A 2514-nucleotide genomic window follows, 5' to 3' on the forward strand; every position below is an offset into this window, starting at 1 on the left:
GGGGGAATCCTGTACGGCATTTTCTTCACCCTGGTGGGTCTGGGGCTGAACCTCATTTTCGGGGTGATGCGCATCATCAACCTGGCGCACGGGCAGTTCATCGTGCTGGGGGGGTACCTGGCGTGGGTGGTATCGCGGCACTTCGGGTTCAACCCGCTGTGGGCGATTCCGCTGTCGGTGCTGGGTGCGGTGGTGGTGGGCTGGCCGCTGTACCGCGGGGTGGTGCCGCGGCTGCAGCGCAGCGGGGACCCGGAGATGCTGTCGTTCATCCTGTTCTTCGGCATCGGGCAGATCCTGGAGGCGGCCACGCAGCTGGCCTTCGGGGCGGACCAGCGCTCGCTGCCGCAGAACGCGCTGGGCGCGGGCAACCTGGGGGTGCTGGGGCAGCAGTTTCCGGACAGCTGGTGGGTGGCCGCGGCGGTCAGCGTGGGGGCGCTTGCGGTGCTGTGGGCGTACTTCTCGCACAGCCGGCTGGGCTATGCGACGCGCGCGGTGATGGCCAACCGGGAGGAAGCGGTGGCCACCGGGATCGACGTGCGCAAGGTCTCGACGATTGCCTTCGTGGCGGGGCTGGCGCTGGCGGGGATGGCGGGGGTGTTCGTGCCGTACCTGCTGGGCTCGGTGTCGCCGGACCTGGGGGACGGGCTGACGACGACGGCCTTCGCCATCGTGATCATCGGCTCGCTGGGCAACCCGCTGGGCACGATCGTGGGGGGGCTGGTGTTCGGGCTGGGCACGATGCTCATGCAGACCTATTACTCGTCGTGGTCGAACGTGGTGCCGTACGCGCTGCTGTTGATCATTGTGTTGATCCGCCCGTCGGGGCTGCTCGGAAAGGCGGTGCGCCTTGCCTGACATTCAGACCAAGAGTTCGAGCCGCGCGCTGCGCGGACTGCGCGCGGCGCTGGTGGTGCTGGCGGTGGTGGGGGCGGCGTTCATCGCGGCGCCGCACCTGTACCACAACGAGTCGCTGCTGTTCACGCTGATGACGTTCATCGTGCTGGCGCAGGGGCTGAACCTGCTGTACGGGTTCACGGGGTACCTGCCGTTCGGCTACGTGGGTTTCTTCGGAAGCGGGGCGTACGCGACGTCCTTGCTGGTGCTGCATACGCAGCTGCCGGTGCTGGGCTGCGTGGCCGGCGGGGGGGTGGTGGCGCTGCTGCTGGGGCTGGTGCTGGGGCCGCTCTTGAGGCTGTCGGGGGCGTACTTCTCGATTGCCAACCTGGCGGCCTCGCAGATCCTGTACTTCGTGGTGTCGAACCCGAACCTGGCGGACTACACGGGCGGGCCCTACGGGCTGAAGATCGAGCAGGTGTACGACCCGAGCCTGAGCTACTGGGCGATGCTGGGGGTGCTGCTGGGCGCGATCGCGCTGGCGGCGTACTTCCGGGCCTCGCGCTTCGGCATGGCGTTGAGGGCGATCAAGCAGGACCCGGTGAGCGCGGCGATGGCGGGCATCCACGTGGTGCGCTCGCGCCTGATCGTGTGGCTGGTGTCGGCCTTCGTGGCGGGGCTGGCCGGGGGGGTGTACGCGTGGAACCTGTCGGTGTTCTACCCGGATGCGGTGTTCACGCTGCAGCTGTCGGTGTTCGCCATCGTGTTCGCGCTGTTCGGCGGGGTGGGCACGGTGATCGGCCCGCTGGTGGGGGCGGCGTTGTTGTATTCGCTGTACGCGGCCATCGGGATTTCCACGCCGCAGTACTTCCAGTTCATCTACGGCGGGCTGATCGTGCTGCTGGTGCTGTTCCTGCCCGGTGGGGTGCTGTCGCTGTTCCAGCGCAGGGGGATCGATGTCTTCTAAAGCGGACACATTATTGGAGCTCGTGGGGGTTCGCAAGCAGTTCGGGGCGCATATCGTGCTCAACGACGTGGCCTTCCAGGTCTCGCCCGGGGAGATCGTGGGGCTGGTGGGGCCCAACGGCTCGGGCAAGACGACGACCATCAACGTGATCTCGGGGCTGCTGCAGGCCGACAGCGGGCAGGTGAACTTCCAGGGGCACAACATCAACCGGCTGCCCATGTTCAAGCGCGCGCGCGCGGGGATCAACCGCAGCTTCCAGGTTCCCAAGGTGTTCCGGGACATGACGGTGCGCGAGAACGTGGAGGTGGCGGCGCGCACGGTGCGCATGGGGGCCGAGGAGGTGGAGCAGATCCTGCGGGAGATCGAGCTGGAGGGGGTGGCCGAGCGCAGCGCGGGCTCGCTGACGGTGAACCAGCAAAAGCTGCTGGATCTGGGGCGTGCGCTGGCCACGCGTCCGAAGCTGCTGCTGGTGGACGAGATCGGGGCGGGGCTGAACCCGGCGGAGCTGAACGTGATCGCGGCGCTGCTGCAGCGGCTGGCGGCACGGGGCATCGCGCTGATCGTGGTGGAGCACCTGCTGGAGTTTCTCAACCGCATCACCGAGCGGGTGATCGTGCTGGGGGCCGGGCGCATGCTGTTCGAGGGCACGCTGGAGGCGGCCTCGCGCGACCCGGAAGTGGTTGCGGCATTCATTGGAGCGGCATGATGAGCGC

3 protein-coding genes are annotated in these 2514 nt (G+C 67.9%); all 3 read left to right on the forward strand.

The genetic code is table 11. From position 1 onward, the window contains the following. Window positions 1–855, forward strand: an 855-nt coding sequence (locus D466_RS0119890) for a branched-chain amino acid ABC transporter permease (RefSeq protein ID WP_018915427.1), incomplete at its 5' end; no start/stop codon positions are given. Continuing rightward, entirely contained in the window at window positions 848–1801 is a 954-nt protein-coding gene (locus tag D466_RS0119895; protein ID WP_018915428.1) for a branched-chain amino acid ABC transporter permease, read from the forward strand. The genes D466_RS0119890 and D466_RS0119895, both read left to right, overlap by 8 nt. After that, on the forward strand, window positions 1791–2507 hold the full coding sequence (locus D466_RS0119900) for an ABC transporter ATP-binding protein (RefSeq protein ID WP_026285527.1): 717 nt from the start codon (window positions 1791–1793) through the stop codon (window positions 2505–2507). The genes D466_RS0119895 and D466_RS0119900 overlap by 11 nt, the downstream gene beginning before the upstream one ends. The last annotated feature ends 7 nt before the right edge of the window (window positions 2508–2514 follow it).

Origin of the sequence: Thiomonas sp. FB-6, from assembly GCF_000377645.1 — a bacterium.
Lineage (GTDB): Bacteria > Pseudomonadota > Gammaproteobacteria > Burkholderiales > Burkholderiaceae_C > Thiomonas_A.

What these genes read in the sequence shown, in the direction of transcription:
- D466_RS0119900 (WP_026285527.1), top strand. Translation starts at nt 1,791, where the DNA reads ATGTCTTCTAAAGCGGACACATTATTGGAGCTCGTGGGGGTTCGCAAG.